The sequence below is a fragment of the Paenibacillus sp. V4I3 genome (assembly GCF_030817215.1).
Taxonomy (GTDB): domain Bacteria; phylum Bacillota; class Bacilli; order Paenibacillales; family NBRC-103111; genus Paenibacillus_E.
The window spans coordinates 7,134,524-7,151,479 of record NZ_JAUSZA010000001.1 but is presented as its reverse complement, the minus strand read 5'-3'; the positions used below and the strand labels follow the sequence as shown (position 1 = coordinate 7,151,479).

The window sequence follows — 16,956 nt, the reverse complement described above, 5'->3', positions numbered from 1 at the left end:
TGTTGAAAATCCACATTGTCAAAAAGGGCGACACCCTGTACGAGCTTGCAAAAAAATATCAAACTACGTTGGACGAAGTCATCGCACTTAATCCGCAAATTGCACAACCGGATCATCTTGACATCGGGATGAAGGTGAAAATACCTTCCAAACCGAAGCCAGTTGATCCACCTGCTTCAGATTACGTCTATAAACACGTTGTGGAGCAGGGGGATAGCTTATGGAAGCTCGGTAAAGCTTGGGATGTCCCCCTTCAAGAGATGATTAAAGCGAATCCTCATCTGAAGAATCCCAATGTCCTTATGACGGGAGAAATTGTTTATGTGCCCAAGATGCATCATGAGCACGTAGGAGTTAAGCCATTATCGATGTCTAAACCATCGACAGAACCATTTGCTCCAGTCCCTTCAGATCAGCCATGGACTGTTGCAGAATCGTATCAGCAACCATTTATGCCCATTGCAGAAGAACCGATAAGTCAAGTGCAGCCCGCGCCTTATGTAGAATCAATGCCGTTGGCTGAACAACCGTTTGTACCTTCGCCGATGGCCTCTGCGCCAGTCATTCCTGCACCTGAGCCTGGGGTTATTGGTCTCAATGCACCGTATGAGCAGCAAGCGGTTCATCCCTTCCAACAGTTTCACATTTCAGCGACTGAGGTATTTGCCTATCCAGGTTCTGAGCAACAAGAGGTGCCAACATATCCAGCTTTTTCACCGTATCAGCAGTCTCCCTATGAGCAATTTCCGTATCATGCAGAGCCAACCTCCTATCCGATGAGTCAAGATGGCTGTGGCTGTGGAGGCCATTCGATGATCGAACAGCCGTGGACGACATTCCCGGCGGGTTATCCAACCGGAACCGTTGAAAGTCCGTGGGATGGATATCAGCATGGATTTCCTACAATTCCAGGGTTATATCCACCAACTTCTCCCTATGATATGCAACAGACTGCACATAATCCGTATGACTATCAGCAGGTTCCTTATGATATGCAACAGACTTCACATAATCCATATGACTACCAGCAGGCACCTTATGGGATTCCTTATGCTGGAGCTCATTACCAAGCTCCTTATGAGTCGCCTATGATGCCACAAGTCCACACGCATGAGCTTACGAAAGAGACTGATACAGAAGAAATTGTTGAAATTGACATCCGTTCGGATAAAAAGGCAGATAGGTCAAGTAGCGGCAGTTCTTCAAAAAAAGCGAGATTGTCAGGAACAGCAGCACTCAATGCTTTCTTGAAACGGCAGCAGAGGGCTGCTGAAAAGCAGGATGCCAAGCAAAATGCACCTTGGATTAACTTCTGAAAATGAATAAGAAGCCTCCTAAACCACAGGATTTGTGGAATAGGAGGCTTCTTAGTTTCGATATGCTAAGGATTAGGCAATCATACCCAGCGTGAAAAAGGTCATTAAGCCGACAACGAAATTCATGCCCCATTTTTTGCGAAGCAGTTCACGACCGCGGTGTAAACGAGTTTTCACCGTTGTAATCGGTAAATTCAGTTTATCACTTATTTCCTGAAGAGAGAGCTCTTCCAGATAGTATAGCGTAATGATACTTCTATATTTATCAGCTAATTTATTAATGGATGTATGCATATGCTCTTGAACTTCTGTTTGGAGAACAACGTGCTCAGGCGATTGATCTTGACTTGCAAGCTTACTGTAATAGCTGTAGTCATCGTCATAATCGTTCAGCTCGGCATCTAAGGATTGTACGGGTCTTTTTTTGCGCAGCAAGTCGATGGCGACATTTTTACCAATTCGATAAATCCAAGTAGAGAAGTTCTGACTTTCATCAAAGTGGTTTAAGTTCAAATAAACACGAATAAATGTTTCTTGAACAATGTCCTCTGAATCAGGTCTGTTATGCAGCATACGAAAAGCAAGTTTCTGTATTTTGTTACGGTATAACTCGACTAGCTCCACGAAAGCGTTGCGGTCGCCCCGTCTGGATAATTGAATTAATTGAAGTTCTGCCACATTCATGCTGTTCCCCTCCTAATATAGGGATCTTTGAGCGTAGCTCAAAGTCTCTCTGCTTTGGGATCTTTGAGCGTAGCTCAAAGTCTCTCTGCTTTGGGATCTTTGAGCGTAGCTCAAAGTCTCTCTGCTTTGGGATCTTTGAGCGTAGCTCAAAGTCTCACCGTTATAGTTTTCGTAAGAAAACTGGTATCAAACTTTAGCATTTGCCTTTTCAAATATATATCGGTTTCCCTGGATAAGTATGAGAATATTTCATCTACTTCTGACTATATCATTTCTGTGGCTACAGTCAAATTTTAAAGCTAGGGAGAGCTCAATTTATACCCATTTGTTACCGAATTCATGGATGTTTGGTGACTTTTCTGAGCTGGAGATGGATATGAGGCTGAAGTTGAACGCGGTGAGGTTACACCTGATTCACTTTTTTGTACTTCATTCCAAATAGCGACTGCCCCCCATAACAGGACAACTCCTATAATTAGGAGTGTTGTACGTTTGATTCGTTTTCTACCGTTCATGATTGGGCTTCACCGTCCGTCTTGATTGGTTTCATACTCTCCCTCTATGGTAAATGATGTATAGTGTCTCATGCAAATGGAAACAATACGGAAAAACGAGAATAGAAGGGGATATCGGTGAATGTACAACTATTTTTGAAGCATTTGAAAAGAAAGCTGCGTTGGAAACGTAGTTGGTTGACTTTAGGAATGTTCTTTGCCGTCGTTCTAGTTAGCTATATATTATATGCAACTGGGAGCCTTCCAAGTGCTGGTGATAGCCCAGGAGGAGCGGTTAGATCGACCTTTGCTGGTCTTACACCGGTAGACGATCAACGTCTTCAAGAAGCGACGACAACGCTGAAAAGTATAACGGATAGCAGGGAGAGCTATTTGCTTAAGACTTATGTTTGTGGCGAAGAGCGCAGTCAGTTGGGCCTGCAGCCCCCTCAAGAATTATTGAAAATGCAAATGAAGCACCCTAACTGGTTGCTGAGCATAGGGGCGAATGGAGAGGTCACTTTTACCGAAAATATTGATGATTTGTCGCCGGCATGCAAGGAAAAGGCGGTATTCGGCATCGACGGCAGCAGCAATCTGTCCCTATTTAATGGAACGCCGGCCAAGGATAATGTGATTCGAACATTTTTTCAATTGAATATTAAGCATTTAGAAAGCAGTCTTCCACGCGAAACGGTGGAGCAGCTCCATGAGGGGATCCGCGTCACTGATTTAGAGGAGTATAATAGCGTATTATCAACTTTCAGCGATTATGCCATGCCGCCACAAGAGACTGAACGGGCAATGACAAGACCTTAATTAAGTGATAGCAGGATGAAGAGGTAGATCGGGAGATTCCTGAGTCTATCTCTTTTTTTTGTTATCTGCTATAATGAAATGACTACATATGTTCGCTTTTTTAAAGATGGGAGAAGATTGCTGTGCGTATTCTGGGTATTGATCCGGGGATCGCGATTGTTGGTTTTGGCTTTATTGATAAGATCGGAAGTAAGCTCATTCCTGTGCAGTATGGTTCAATTCAAACCGAAGCGCATACGGACCCTGGGATCAGGCTGAAAGATGTCTATGATGCTACGACGCAATTAATAGAGAAGTATAAACCGGACGCGATGTCGATAGAGAAATTGTTCTTTAATCGGAATGTGACGACGGCATTTACAGTAGGACAAGCGCGGGGTGTCATGATTCTTGCGGGTGTTCAGGCTGGGTTGTCGATTGCTGAATATACTCCGCTTCAAGTCAAACAATCCGTTGTTGGCTACGGGAAAGCTGAGAAACACCAAGTACAGGAAATGGTCAAAATATTACTTAAACTGTCCCAAGTGCCTAAGCCTGATGATGTGGCCGATGCGCTTGCTATTGCTATTTGCCATGCCCATTCCTCCTCTCTACAATCCAGGATAAACGAGGTCGTGAAACGATGATAGATTTCTTAAGAGGAAAAGTTGCACAGCGTGAGAGCGATTATGCTGTGCTGGATGTGAATGGCGTAGGGTATCGTGTATTCTGCCCGAATCCCTATGCGCTGCCGCATAAGGAAGATGAAGCAGTGACGATGTTCATTCATTATCATGTGCGTGAAGATGCTCATTTGCTATTTGGTTTTATTTCACGGGATGAGCAGTCCTTGTTCCGCTTATTGCTTGATGTAACGGGTATTGGGCCAAAGGTGGCGCTGGGCATTCTTGCTGCGGGCGGAAGACCGGAGGCTGTGATTCTGGCAATTAGCCAGGAGAATCTAGCGTTCTTGACGAAGCTCCCCGGCATCGGAAAGAAGACAGCGCAGCGTATTATATTGGATCTGAAGGACAAATTGGGCTCGGTAAGCTTCTCAAGCCCGGAAGCTGCGGTAGCTTTAAGCGTGGTTGGATCGGCTCAGCTGAGCGATGGCGGTCATGCCTGGAGCGAAGCGAAGGAAGCATTGATGACGCTTGGCTATACGGAAGCTGAAGCTGATCGTGCTTGGTTGCAAGTGAAGCCAAAAGCGAATGTGTCGGACTCTGTTGATGTGTTGATGAAGCTTGCGCTGCAAGCTTTGTATTCGATGTAGTGGAAGAACAAAACTCAGCTAATGCTTACGAAGTCAGTTTTACTAAAGCAAAACTCAGCGAATGCTTACGAAGTCAGTTTTGCTAAAGCAAAACTCTTAGGAGGATCAACATGGACAATGACCGGATTATATCGGCTAATTTAATGATGGAGGACAACACGATTGAGTACAGCCTACGTCCTCGTTATTTGGCCGAATATATCGGCCAGAAGCAGGCGAAGGAGAACCTCAAGATCTATATTGAAGCTGCCAAGCTGCGTAAGGAAGCGCTTGATCATGTGCTGCTGTATGGACCGCCTGGGCTCGGCAAAACGACGCTGTCCAACATCATCGCCAACGAGCTTGGCGTGAACATAAGAACAACCTCCGGCCCTGCTATCGAGCGGCCGGGCGATTTAGCTGCCATCCTGACGAATTTGCAGGAGGGCGATGTGCTCTTCATCGACGAAATTCACCGCCTCCACCGTACGGTGGAAGAGGTGCTGTATCCGGCGATGGAGGACTTTGCCCTTGATATTATCATCGGCAAGGGGCCGAGCGCACGCTCGGTGCGTCTAGACTTGCCGGCGTTTACCTTGATCGGCGCGACGACACGCGTCGGATTGCTTTCTGCGCCGCTGCGCGACCGTTTCGGGGTCGTCAGTCGGCTGGAGTTTTATACGGTGGAGGAGCTCACCTACATCGTCAGCCGAACGGCCGACATCCTACAGGTCGGCATCGTCGGTGAAGCTGCGCGCGAGATCGGCATGCGCTCACGGGGAACACCGCGAATCGCGAACCGCTTGCTGAAGCGGGTGCGCGACTTCGCGCAAGTGAAGGGCGATGGCATTATCACGCTGAACATCGCCAAAGAGGCACTCAAGCTTATACAGGTCGATGACCTAGGGCTTGATGAGATTGATCATAAGATGCTGCGCGCCATCATTCAAAGCTTCCAGGGCGGCCCAGTAGGGCTCGAAACGATTGCCGCCACCATCGGCGAAGAGAGTCAGACGATCGAAGACGTCTACGAGCCTTATTTGCTGCAAATTGGATTCTTGCAGCGTACCCCAAGAGGCCGGATGGTAACGCCTCAGGCCTATCATCATTTAGGTTTACCGGTGCCGGAACAACGGTAATTCGCGATCTTTTGCCGCAGCTGTAAGGCGGGCAAAAGATTTTTTTGTTTCGGTCTAGTTGGTGCTAGTGAGTGTTTTTTTCAGTCGAGCTTAGTGATACAAGTAGTTTCTTTGAATTACTCGAGAGTAGAGGTACAAGAAAGTTTTTTGTTCTCAGTAGAGCTTTGCTGGTACTAGAAAGTTTTTTGTGTTCAGTTGAGCATTGCAGTACAAGAAAGTTTTTTGTTTCATTAGAGTGTTCTGGTACTAGAAAGCTGATTGCCCTTTCCACAAATTGGAGGTGTAAGAGAGGGAATCTCTGAAGCCCAAGCGCAATTTAGAGCTATGTTGTACATTCTGCAACAATTTCGGGGCTTAATATGGTTTTACTCAGCGATTGTTGTACAAAGTACAATAGTTTAAGGCCAACACCTCCCCATTTAGTCTTCAACAGTGAAAATTGTTGTATTTTTTACAACATGAGGAGGAGAATGGCGGAAATCCGGACGAAATGTTGTACTTTCTGCAACAATCGAGGTCCTCTAAGGCGTAGCTATAGATTTTATCGCATAGGAGTTTAAATACATAAGATAGTTTGGATCATGATTGTTTTTTGCCTATGTAAAATTCTATCAACCAAAACTTCTTCCAATTTCTAGAGTCTAACTTAGTAGAATGCTGCGAAAGAAAGGAAATTGTGTCGAATGAATTGGAAAAATAAGCTGCTTATCCCTAAGAGAATTGCTTTGATAACGACGGCTGCTTTGATTTTTGGAACATTCCCTGCGCTGGTGCCCCATGCAAATGCAGAGGGGATCAAACATTTGGATCAGATTCGTGTTGCACTTTTGATAGATTCAACCAAATATAAGAAAGTAGAACCCGTAGTTACCCTTACTGCATCTGGCGGTCTGGATATTGCTGTGCGTAATTCAGCCGGGACTGCTGCTAAACCGTGGGCCTCGATTCCGGATGCTTCGATTCGACTATCAATTGATCAGTTTAGTGTAATTATGCTCGAAACGATAGACTATATAGCAGCCAAAGCCTTATATGCTAAATTAGCTGCGATGCCCGAAGATAGCTATGTGTTAAGTAGAGTGAAACAAGGCAGAACGGTGTACCAAGTTTATTACGGCAGCTTCCCTTCTAAGGAAGAAGCCGAGGGCGCTGCGGCGCAGGCGCTTAAAGATACAACTGTTTCGACGTTAACGAAATCGGCTCTTCCTGTATCTAAAGGTCCACTGCATTGGAATGCGGGTACGTTTGCTGATGAGGCTTCTGCTTTGCAGCAGTTGCTTGTGTTTAACCAAACGGGACTCGAGGCAGATATTGCGCTGCAAGAAGATGTGGCAGGTAAACTAACCTATAGCGTATGGGTAGGTAATGAAGCTACTACAGGACAGTTAGAAGCAGTAAAACAGGCGGCGTTACGCGCAGCCCCCAACTTGCCTTTACAACCCGTGAATACGAAATCATCCTATTTACTTCGCAGGTCGGATGTGACGGCTTCCTCGAATGGCTCCGCTTCGGTGCTTCATTATGCCGCGGCAGCAGGTGATCAAAAGACGGTGATCCATCCGAAGAGTCAGGGAATTGCAATCAAGGAGCGGGCTAACCTCAGTTACCGCGGAGACATGGAAATAAGTACGTATCATGGTAAGTTAGCCTTGGTGAATGAAGTACCGATGGAGCAATATTTATATGCTGTCGTAGGCTCTGAACTTAGTTCCGGTTGGCCAACAGAAGCGTTGAAGGCACAAGCTGTAGCTGCCCGTACGTTTGCAATCAAACAGGGAAATAAGTATGAGATAGCACAAGTTACGGATACAACGTTAGATCAGGTTTACTTTGGGATACAAAAGGAATTTGCTGCTGGAATACAAGCTGTTGATGCGACGAAAGATGAAGTATTATCAGATAAAAATGGACTGATTTCACCTGTATTTTCTTCGAATTCAGGCGGGATGACTGCGGATCCCTCTGAAGTGTGGGGGAATCCATTAGCTTATTTGCGTAGTGTACCAAGTCCGGATGATGGTGCTGAAAAAGGGAAAGCCATCTGGTATCGCATTCAGTTAACCGATGGTCGAACGGGCTACGTACACAGCATGTATCTCAAAGACAGTGGACAGAAGGGTAAAGAGGGCGCTTCCTACTACGAGGCAACGGAACAAGGTGTAAATGTCCGGACAGCACCTTATGTAGATAATACAGCTAATCCTTCGATCGCTCAGCTTTCCAATAAAGAGAAAGTGTTAGTGCTGGGCCAAGAAAAAGAATCGAATGCCTATTCTTGGATTAGAGGTCCTTACACAGGTAATGAGATCAAAAGTAAATTAGCGGCAGCAAATGTAATTGTAAGCGGAGATCTGCAATCACTTGAAATATCGAAGCGAGGACCTTCGGGGAGGGTGACCGAACTTAAAGCGAACGGAGTTGTGGTGAAGGTGCCTTATCCCGATGCATTACGTGCGGCACTCGGAGGATTACCCAGCACCCGGTTTGAAATTGTACAAGCAGGAAGTTATACTGGTAATACCCCAAATCCTATTGGCCTAGCGATTGCTGGTGCAGGAAGTAGTGAGACAAGTAACGCTGGCTCTGATTCGGTCTATGTGCTGTCGGGTGGTCAATCACAGCCTACAGCCTTGAAGATAACCGATTTAACTGCTCTAGGCACAGCGGGACAGTCGAAGCCGACGTCTTCTCTAGTAACCCCTGTGACTCCTCCTAATCCACAAACATCAGGTCAAGGCAATCAGTTCATTTTCCGTGGAACAGGCTTTGGACACGGACTTGGCATGTCTCAATGGGGTGCAAGAGGCTATGCCGAATTAGGTTACGATTATAAGAAAATACTTCAGTCTTATTATGCTGGAGTCAACATAACTAAGGAATGAATACACAACATGGATGTACAAGCTTTCGATTTTGAACTACCTGAATCATTGATTGCCCAGACGCCGCTGCTTGATCGCACGGCGTCTAGACTGCTTACGCTGAACAAAGAATCAGGTGAGATACATCACCGGACTTTTGAGCAGCTAATTGATTATGTAGAAGCCGGGGATTTACTCGTGATGAATGACACACGAGTCATTCCAGCGCGGCTTTTTGGTGCGAAGAAAGACACCGGCGCCAAAGTGGAGATTTTGCTCCTGAAACCCCTGGGCGAGGATCGCTGGGAGGCCTTGGTAAAACCTGGGAAACGCATGCAATTAGGTGCCGTGGCGGTTTTCGGCGTGAACGCAAACTCAACCGGTGGTGAACAACCTTTGTTGACGGCGGAAGTTGTGGAAGTTGGAGATATGGGTGGTCGTGTACTCCAATTTAGTTATACAGGCATTTTCAATGAGATTCTAGACCGATTGGGCGAGATGCCGCTTCCTCCTTATATTAAGGAGCAGTTGTCCGAGCGGGAACGCTATCAAACCGTATATGCAAAGCATGAAGGCTCAGCTGCTGCACCAACGGCAGGGCTGCACTTTACCGAAGCCTACTTGGATAAACTGCAAGCTAAGGGTGTTCGTCTTGCATTTGTCACCTTGCATGTCGGGCTCGGGACATTCCGTCCTGTATCTGTGGACACCATTGAAGAACACCAAATGCACGAGGAGTATTACATGCTGTCAGCTGAAACGGCAGCACTAATTAATGAAACCAAAATGAATGGTAAGCGTGTGATTGCTGTGGGGACTACATCTGCACGTACGTTAGAAACGGCAGCGGGCTTGAGCCGTAAGCACGCAGGTAACGACGCTAACGAAAAATTAGTTATTCAGCCTTCCCAGGGCTGGACTTCAATTTTTATTTATCCGGGGTATACGTTTGGTGTGGTGGATTCCTTGTTAACCAATTTCCACTTACCTAAGTCAACCCTGCTTATGCTCATAAGCGCAATGGCTGGGCGAACGAATGTGTTGCAAGCTTATGAAGAAGCTGTTCGAGAGCAATATCGCTTTTTTAGTTTTGGAGATGCTATGTTAATTTACTAAGATCAGTAGTCAGAAAGACGCTTAGAATAGGAAGTGGATGTATTGGCAGCAGCAGTTACTTACGAACCAATCAAAACATGTAAACAATCCGGAGCACGTCTTGGACGCGTTCACACACCTCACGGTGTCATTGAGACGCCTGCCTTTATGCCAGTTGGCACACAAGCGACAGTGAAGACGATGAGCCCTGAAGAATTAAAAACGATGGATGCTCATATTATTTTAAGTAATACTTATCATCTCTTCATCAGGCCGGGTCATGATATTGTGAAAGCCGCTGGCGGTTTGCACAAATTCATGAATTGGGACCGACCTATTTTGACAGACAGCGGCGGGTTTCAAGTATTCAGTCTAAGTAACATGCGTAAGATTACAGAAGAAGGCGTCCAGTTTAAATCCCACTTGAATGGGGACAAGCTGTTTCTCTCCCCAGAGAAGGCAATGGAGATTCAGAATGCGCTTGGTTCTGATATTATGATGGCTTTTGACGAATGTCCGCCTTTCCCGGCAGAGTACGATTATGTGAAGAAATCACTGGAGCGTACGACGCGCTGGGCTGAGCGCTGTCTGCAAAGTCATAGTAGACCGAATGATCAAGGATTGTTCGCCATTATTCAAGGAGGCATGCATGAAGATCTTCGGAGGTTGAGTGCCGAGCAGTTGACTTCCATGGATTTCCCGGGGTATGCTATTGGTGGACTGAGTGTTGGAGAGCCTAAGCATTTGATGTATGATGTGCTTGATTACACAACACCTCTGATGCCTGCGAACAAACCTCGCTATTTGATGGGTGTAGGTTCCCCGGATGCTCTAATTGAAGGTTCTATCCGCGGTATCGATATGTTCGATTGCGTACTACCAACAAGGATAGCCAGGAATGGGACATGTATGACTAGCGAAGGCCGGCTTGTTATTCGTAATGCTAAGCATGCGACCGACTTTGGTCCGCTGGATCCCAAATGTACCTGTTATACTTGTACAAACTACAGCCGGGCTTATATTCGTCATTTAATAAAAGCGGATGAGACCTTCGGAATCAGATTGACTACGATTCATAACCTTCACTTTCTACTACAGCTCATGCGTGATGTAAGAGGAGCCATCCAGGAAGATCGTTTACTTGATTTCCGTGATGAATTCTTTGCCGCTTATGGGCTGAATGATAATGAAAGAGGATTTTAAGAAAGGAGGATACCTATGTTACTATCAGCAGACACTACGAATACAGGTGCAGTTGGGTATTTGTATACATACGGACCTTTAGTGCTCATGTTTGTCGTTCTTTACTTCCTACTTATTCGTCCACAGCAGAAAAGACAGAAAAACCGTAATCAAATGCTTGGAGGATTGAAAAAAGGGGATAAGGTCGTTACGATTGGTGGGCTTCACGGAACGATTATGGAAATCACAGATGACATTTGTGTACTTCGTGTCAACGATGCGACGAAAATGACATTTGATCGTTCTGCTATCAATGCTGTTTCTCAAACTACAGCAAAAGAATAAATAAAAAAGCGAGATCCTTCAATCAGGTTCTCGCTTTTTATTTGGTTTTCTACAAGGAGATAAAGCTAGGATTATAGTTCATTATTCTTTAACCGTTTCAGCAGAACTTGTTCGCCAAGAACGAGACGGCCATCGGAAATACGTAAGCCCACTCTGGCTGCTACTACACCAAGCACAACACCTGCGCACATGTCAGATAACCAGTGGATGCCCAGATAAAAGATCGTGAAGATGATGAAGGCCGAAGAACAGGGTACAAATATTTTCCAAAACGTACTGCGGCTCTTCACTGCAATTACAGCCATCGAAACCGAGATCGATGTATGCAAGCTTGGGAAACAATTATCAAGTCCGGAAAGTGGTCGATAATCTTGCTCAAAGGTTGGGAACACATCTAGTATCAAAAGCTTAACATTAGGATGAAACGACCAAACCTCGTTAACTGGGAAAAACAGATAGAATGGAATAGCGATCATATAGTTGAACATGAGTGCGTAGCAAATGGCGTAAAAGAGTCTATAATTTTTCTGGTACGTATAAAGCGCAATCGATGTTATCATTACAGCAGGAAAAACGACCACATAAAAATAACTGCTAACTAAAGTCAAAGTATCATTATGGAAAAAGTGCTGAATGGCTGAAACAAAGTTGCCTTCAATGCCATAGATTGACTTGGTGAAATCGGTTTTGATATCGATCCCTTTTTCAACCCACATTTCGACTTTATTAAAAAATAGGATGGTAATCAGTGCCACAAAGTGAAGGAGATACTTACGAGAAGTAAATATTTCTTGAACAAAGCTTCCAGCAATATTAAATGGACTTTTACGTGTCGCAGCGATCAGAAAAAATAAAACAGTAATGACTATATAGACCGTTGCATGTGTCATAGAATGAAAAGGGCTCATGGTGTTTTCCCCCTAATATTGGAAATTATTTGCGGCAATAACTATGATATTATACCACAATCAAAGGGGGAAAGTGATATCTTCACGGAAACGTCTTATTTTTGCGTGTTAACGCCGAGTATTCCGCCCAATGCTCCTGACACGAATAGAATGCTAAGTAATTGAAGGGATTGAAGATTCAAACCTGCATCGAAAGCAAGAAAACCAACCAAAAAAATGAGGATAAAATAGACTAAGCCTACAATACCCCCGTGATACCAGCCGCGGTTTCCAGCTCTCTTGCCTGAAACCCAGCCTCCAATAAATAGAGAAACTGCATGAATAATCGTAGTTAACATATGCAGAGAGCTTTCTTGTGTGCTGGTTAAAAGAAGAAATAATGACGTCACTATTGTTCCAATTGTCATCATACTTAATGAATAAACAAGTCCGGAAAATAAAGGAGACGTTATTCGAACCTGACTGACCGTTTTCATAGGGTTCACAGGCCACCAATCCTTTCGTATATTCGTTCTTTTCATTAACATCATTGTATGGCCAAGCACATAGAATTAGTACAGACTGTTCAAAGGGAAGGGGATAATTATGACGGAATTTTCTCAAGGTCCAGCTTTATGGCAAGCTATCGTTGCCTTGATCATTTTTGCCGCGGCTTATGTTTGTATCTTGATTGAGAAATGGGATCGGATATATACAGCATTAGGTGGAGCCCTTCTGATGATCATTATGGGGATTGTTCCTCTTGGCAAGGCAGTTACAAGTTACGCGAACTGGCATGTTCTTTTACTAATCACTAGCTTATTTGTTATTTCTGGCGTTTTTCAGAAAACAGGAATTATCGCTTATTCGGCTGCTCATATCCTTCGGAAATTTCGAATACAACCAATTACGATTCTACTTAGTTTGTCAGTCCTTGCAGCGATAGTATCAGCGCTTCTGGACGGTTTGCTAGCAATAGCTGTGCTGGTACCCATCTTGCTGAAGACGACAAAAATGATGAAATTATCTCCAGTTCCTTTTCTGATTAGCATTCTCTTATCCGTGAATATTGGCGGAGCTGCAACGCTCATGGGGAATTTGCCTAACCGAATGATTGGAGTTGCAGAGAACATATCAATTGGGGAAATGCTAATAAAGCTTGGGCCTCTTGTAATCATCTTGCTGGTCATTGTATATCTCGTGATATGGTTAATTTACGGGAAGAAGATGATCGTAGCAGAATCGTATAAAAGAGAGCTGCTTACTTTACAACCCGCCTCCTATTTAGCTTCAGATCGAGGATTTCTTACTGGGAGCTGTTTAATCACCGGACTTACGCTGTTGGCGTTGTTGCTTCAAGGTGTTCTTGGATGGAAAGCCTCGTATATTGCTGTATGTGGGGCAGTGACATTATTGGCAATAAACTACAAAGAACTAGTCCAACTGGTGAAACGAAGAGACTATCTTTCTGTATGGCAAGGCGTAAGAGAAACACAATTGCTATTTTTCTTTGGATTATTCATCATGACTGGTGGTTTAACATATGCCGGGATTAGCGGATTTATTGCAGTCAAAGGTTTAGAAATCAGTCAAGGAAACATCCCTTTCTTATCCATTCTTCTGCTATGGCTTACTGGCTTTGGCTCTGCCATGATGGACTACATTCCTTATACAGCTGCCATGATTCCAGTCGTAGAGCATATGGGTAGCACGCTGCAAAATACAGCCGGTATCTCAACAGTTTCTACATTATGGTGGTCCTTAATCGTTGGAACTGCCATTGGCAGCGGGGTAACTCTACTTAGTTCTATGACTAGCATGTATGCAGCTGGCCTTTCTGATCAGGAGGGGGGAGGGCTAACTCAACGTGGATATATTATCGTGGCAGCTCCGATATCCCTGCTTTTATTCATAGCAGCTACAATTTATTTCAAGTTATTTCTGTAGGAATTGGCAACAATTGAATACGTAAATTCTGCATGATGAAGTGCATGAGCGGTCAGAATACCATTGAACTCCGAGAACAAGCAAGAGCTTAGATCAGGGGAGGCTAACAATGGATATTCTGACCATTTTTTTACGTACTGTGCTGATCTACTTTGTCGTTTTTCTCATGTTAAGGATCATGGGGAAACGTGAAATTGGTAAACTTTCGCTGTTTGATCTTGTGATCTCAATTATGATTGCAGAAATTGCGGTCTTTGTTCTTGAGGATTCCAACAAACCACTTATGGATGGGCTTGTCCCGATGGTAACGCTGGTATTGATCCAAATCTTCATTGCGTTTATTACGTTAAAAAGTAGAGCGGTTCGAATTCTCTTTGACGGAAAGCCGAGCGTCTTAATCAACAAGGGAATGATTGACCGAGAGGAAATGAAGAAACATCGATATAATTTAGATGATTTGATGCTGCAGCTGAGACAAAATAAGATTATGAATGTGGCAGACGTGGAGTTCGCAGTGTTAGAACCTTCAGGGAAATTAAGTGTAGTGGAGAGAGAAGTCAAAGAGACAGCCGAAGTCAATGATGGAATGAAGGGGACGATTCGCTATGAAGGTCTTCCGCTGCCTCTCATTATGGATGGTAAAGTACAGGATGAGAATTTGGAGAAAATAGGAAAAACTAGATTTTGGCTGAAAAATCAACTTCAAGTTAAAGGAGCCCGCGATTTTAAAGAGGTGTTTTATTGCTCTATTGATCATAGAGGGCGAATGTTTTTGGATCGTAAAAGATAAGCTGCTCATCAGCGTATGATTTTTTTGCCCATGTTCATAAGCCGGGTTATATCCTTTAAGCTAATCAGACGAAATACAGTAATGAACAATAAATATACAATAAATCCAATGAGAAAAGAGGTTACAAAACGAAGCCAATCGGTTGAAGTCCAAGACGTATACATGACGAAATAACTGCAAAGCCCGGAAAGCGCCATAGCCGCTCCTATTTTACCAAAATCACTGCCTTCCATACGGAATTTTAGCAGGCGTACAACACTATTCCAATGCAGAAGCGTTACTAAGACGATGTTCACATTGATTGCGAAAACAGCTCCGTGAATACCCATTTCCGGCTTGCTGGCTAGCCAATATATGAGAATAAGCTTAACAGATGAGCCAATCAAGGTATTGATTAAAGCGGCTCCTGGTTTATTCAAAGCCTGCAAGGCGGACTGCAACGGAGCTTGAAAGTAAATAAATATGGCGATAGGAGCCATCATTTTCAGCATGACCCCTACATCTGGTTGATTGTACATGTAAGTACAAATCGGTTCAGCAAGAACGAACATAAGGACAGCGAACGGAGCACCGGTTACTAAAGCCAACTTCAAGGATTGATGCAGCCGCATGTGAATCGTTTTGATATCTTTGCGGGCAAGGGCTTCGCTTAAGGAGGGTACGAGCGAGACCGACAATGACATCGTAAGAGCACTAGGCAGAAGTATGATGGGGATAATCATCCCTTGTAAGGCGCCGTATTGGGCTGTAGCCAATGAAGTTGAGATACCCGCTATCGCTAGACTTTGTGCAATCAGAATGGATTCCAGCAGGTAGGAGCTTGCCCCAATCAATTTACTTCCTGTTATAGGGATTGCTATTCGCATAATTCTACGAAAATTAGAAAGTCTGCCATTCGTTTTATTCGTACCAATTTGTGCGATAGGGGCTTTTGGAGATGTTTTTTTGTCGTACTTAAAATGAATGGCTAAGACGACCAGGCCGCCAATTTCTCCCGCTAGGACACCCATCATTGCACCGGCTGCTGCATATTCGATCCCATAAGGGATCATTACATACGAACAAACGAGAACCATGACAATTCGGATGAGTGTCTCCATAATTTGAGATGTAGCGGTAGGGATCATATTCTGTCTTCCTTGAAAATAGCCGCGATAAACAGCAGAGATTCCGATGATCGGGATCATTGGACTCATACACAGAAAAGTGTAGTAAACTCGTGAGTCTGTTAATAAATGTGATGTAATCCACGAAGCTCCTACGACACAAGCGATCGTAAATACGACACTGAGACAGATGGTAATGGCTAACGAAATTTTTAGAATGCTGCGGATTCTCGTTTCGTTGTGTTCAGCTTCTGCTTCTGCTATCAACTTGGCAATGGCGACAGGTATTCCGCCTGTTATAATGGTTAAGATGACGGACAAGAATGGCCAGCCCATATGATAAATACCGATACCTTCAGCACCGATGACACGCGGTAAAGTAATTCTAGGTATGAAGCCAAGAATACGGTTCAAAATGCCTGCGGCTAACAGGATCATCGTGCCTCTAATAAACGACTGCTTGGTCACTGCCATTCCCTCTTCCGATACGTGTCATATCCTATGACTATGCGAAGGCTGGCCAAGCTCATGCTAACATTTTGTGGACAGGTCACAGTTTGGCAGGAAAATGGTGGATGTACATCGAATTATTCTAATGAGTAAAGGTAAATCACACCTTAGGAGGTTCTCCCAATGAACGGAGAAGATAACGATCAAGTACCTCATCATCCTGAGGACAAGAAGAATGAACAGGCAGAGGCTAGCGAGACAGCATCCATAGACTCTGAGGAAGAAGAGGTTTCCCTTACGGATATAGAACTTAACGATCTTATCGAAAGTTTATGTTTAAGCAAAGTTGAAGAATTTGTTATGCTTGGCTACGAACACGTGAGTGGTAAAGATATATGGGATTGTGTTAGCGACAAATACCGCAAAACGGGTGTCCCTTCGCTTCATCAAATTGTAAATGACATTTTGTCGCTCAAATCAACGGCATTCATGAACTGGATGACGATTAGTATGTATAAAGGAGCCCAATTCTAAGAATGGGCTTATTTTTCATGAAACGACTTAAATTGACTCGATTTTCAGACCTGAGTATAATAGGCATATTGAGTAT

At 44.3% G+C, this 16,956-nt stretch carries 16 protein-coding genes; 12 read left to right on the top strand and 4 right to left on the bottom strand.

Translation table 11 applies throughout. From position 1 onward, the window contains the following. Nucleotides 1–2: 2 nt before the first annotated feature. The gene (locus tag QFZ77_RS32730; protein ID WP_307446586.1) at nt 3–1,316 is read left to right on the top strand and encodes a LysM peptidoglycan-binding domain-containing protein; all 1,314 of its coding nucleotides are present in this window, start codon (nt 3–5) and stop codon (nt 1,314–1,316) included. Nucleotides 1,317–1,388: 72 nt separating this feature from the next. On the opposite strand, the gene sigW is transcribed toward QFZ77_RS32730, so the two are convergent. Beyond that, complete coding sequence (sigW, locus tag QFZ77_RS32725) at nt 1,389–2,000, bottom strand: RNA polymerase sigma factor SigW (protein WP_060648579.1); 612 nt, start codon at nt 1,998–2,000, stop codon at nt 1,389–1,391. Nucleotides 2,001–2,632: 632 nt separating this feature from the next. On the opposite strand from sigW, the gene QFZ77_RS32720 reads away from it, so the two are divergent. The 8 genes from QFZ77_RS32720 to yajC all read left to right on the top strand — a co-directional run bounded on the left by QFZ77_RS32720 (nt 2,633) and on the right by yajC (nt 11,166). Then, nucleotides 2,633–3,313 carry a BofC C-terminal domain-containing protein gene (locus QFZ77_RS32720; RefSeq protein WP_307446581.1) on the top strand — a complete coding sequence of 227 codons (681 nt, stop codon included), beginning with the start codon at nt 2,633–2,635 and terminating at the stop codon, nt 3,311–3,313. Between the two features lie 122 nt (nt 3,314–3,435). Beyond that, nucleotides 3,436–3,939 carry a crossover junction endodeoxyribonuclease RuvC gene (ruvC, locus tag QFZ77_RS32715; protein ID WP_307446577.1) on the top strand — a complete coding sequence of 168 codons (504 nt, stop codon included), beginning with the start codon at nt 3,436–3,438 and terminating at the stop codon, nt 3,937–3,939. Then, nucleotides 3,936–4,565: a Holliday junction branch migration protein RuvA gene (ruvA, locus tag QFZ77_RS32710; RefSeq protein WP_307446575.1), complete on the top strand. Its 630-nt coding sequence runs from the start codon at nt 3,936–3,938 to the stop codon at nt 4,563–4,565. The genes ruvC and ruvA overlap by 4 nt, the downstream gene beginning before the upstream one ends. Nucleotides 4,566–4,675: 110 nt before the next feature. Continuing rightward, a complete protein-coding gene (gene ruvB / locus QFZ77_RS32705; RefSeq protein WP_307446573.1) occupies nt 4,676–5,683 on the top strand; it encodes a Holliday junction branch migration DNA helicase RuvB in 1,008 nt (335 codons plus the stop codon). Nucleotides 5,684–6,366: 683 nt separating this feature from the next. Next, nucleotides 6,367–8,565, top strand: coding sequence for a SpoIID/LytB domain-containing protein (locus tag QFZ77_RS32700; protein WP_307446568.1), 2,199 nt, complete (start codon nt 6,367–6,369; stop codon nt 8,563–8,565). A 9-nt stretch (nt 8,566–8,574) separates the two neighbouring features. Further along, nucleotides 8,575–9,660, top strand: coding sequence for a tRNA preQ1(34) S-adenosylmethionine ribosyltransferase-isomerase QueA (gene queA / locus QFZ77_RS32695; RefSeq protein ID WP_307446564.1), 1,086 nt, complete (start codon nt 8,575–8,577; stop codon nt 9,658–9,660). 42 nt (nt 9,661–9,702) lie between these two features. Continuing rightward, nucleotides 9,703–10,842: a tRNA guanosine(34) transglycosylase Tgt gene (tgt, locus tag QFZ77_RS32690; RefSeq protein WP_307446561.1), complete on the top strand. Its 1,140-nt coding sequence runs from the start codon at nt 9,703–9,705 to the stop codon at nt 10,840–10,842. A 15-nt stretch (nt 10,843–10,857) separates the two neighbouring features. Then, nucleotides 10,858–11,166: a preprotein translocase subunit YajC gene (yajC, locus tag QFZ77_RS32685; RefSeq protein WP_307446558.1), complete on the top strand. Its 309-nt coding sequence runs from the start codon at nt 10,858–10,860 to the stop codon at nt 11,164–11,166. A 71-nt stretch (nt 11,167–11,237) separates the two neighbouring features. Here yajC and QFZ77_RS32680 read toward each other — a convergent pair whose 3' ends face one another. Both QFZ77_RS32680 and QFZ77_RS32675 read right to left on the bottom strand, forming a co-directional pair. Then, nucleotides 11,238–12,074, bottom strand: coding sequence for a phosphatase PAP2 family protein (locus tag QFZ77_RS32680; RefSeq protein WP_307446555.1), 837 nt, complete (start codon nt 12,072–12,074; stop codon nt 11,238–11,240). A 95-nt stretch (nt 12,075–12,169) separates the two neighbouring features. After that, the gene (locus QFZ77_RS32675) at nt 12,170–12,550 is read right to left on the bottom strand and encodes a TIGR04086 family membrane protein (protein ID WP_307446552.1); all 381 of its coding nucleotides are present in this window, start codon (nt 12,548–12,550) and stop codon (nt 12,170–12,172) included. A gap of 109 nt (nt 12,551–12,659) precedes the next feature. Between QFZ77_RS32675 and QFZ77_RS32670 the strand changes: the two genes are divergently transcribed. Both QFZ77_RS32670 and QFZ77_RS32665 read left to right on the top strand, forming a co-directional pair. After that, nucleotides 12,660–14,000, top strand: a complete 1,341-nt coding sequence (locus QFZ77_RS32670; protein ID WP_307446547.1) for an ArsB/NhaD family transporter — start codon at nt 12,660–12,662, stop codon at nt 13,998–14,000. Between the two features lie 109 nt (nt 14,001–14,109). Then, a complete protein-coding gene (locus QFZ77_RS32665) occupies nt 14,110–14,790 on the top strand; it encodes a DUF421 domain-containing protein (protein WP_307446544.1) in 681 nt (226 codons plus the stop codon). An 8-nt stretch (nt 14,791–14,798) separates the two neighbouring features. Here the strand turns inward: QFZ77_RS32665 and spoVB are convergent, their stop codons facing one another. After that, entirely contained in the window at nt 14,799–16,364 is a 1,566-nt protein-coding gene (gene spoVB / locus QFZ77_RS32660) for a stage V sporulation protein B (RefSeq protein WP_307446541.1), read from the bottom strand. 165 nt (nt 16,365–16,529) lie between these two features. Between spoVB and QFZ77_RS32655 the strand changes: the two genes are divergently transcribed. Beyond that, nucleotides 16,530–16,880 carry a post-transcriptional regulator gene (locus QFZ77_RS32655; RefSeq protein ID WP_307446539.1) on the top strand — a complete coding sequence of 117 codons (351 nt, stop codon included), beginning with the start codon at nt 16,530–16,532 and terminating at the stop codon, nt 16,878–16,880. Nucleotides 16,881–16,956 lie beyond the last annotated feature (76 nt).